The sequence below is a fragment of the Bacillus sp. NH11B genome, assembly GCF_001884205.1.
Taxonomy (GTDB): domain Bacteria; phylum Bacillota; class Bacilli; order Bacillales; family Bacillaceae_G; genus Bacillus_A; species Bacillus_A proteolyticus.
Genome location: NZ_MAOG01000046.1, coordinates 1 through 287 on the forward strand (window position 1 = coordinate 1; position 287 = coordinate 287).

General features: G+C 33.8%; 1 protein-coding gene. It reads left to right on the forward strand.

The genetic code is table 11. The features are described 5' to 3' along the window. A partial coding sequence (gene tnpA, locus BAU27_RS08315; protein ID WP_071770629.1) for an IS200/IS605 family transposase occupies positions 1 to 287 on the forward strand: 287 nt, incomplete at both ends.

Consider the following 287-nt stretch of genomic DNA (forward strand, 5'->3'; position numbering starts at 1 on the left):
AAATACAGAAGAAATGTGTTCGATGATGATATATCAGACTATGCAAAAGACATGTTTGTCAGGTTATCCGAGAATTACAACATAACACTGATAGAGTGGAATCATGATGTAGACCATGTTCATATTTTGTTCAAGGCACATCCGAATACAGAAATGACAAAATTTATTAATGCTTATAAAAGTGCAAGTTCTCGACTAATCAAGAGAGACTTTCCACAAGTGAAAAAGAAACTTTGGAAAGAGATGTTTTGGTCAAGAAGTTTTTGCTTACTAACTACTGGTGGTTC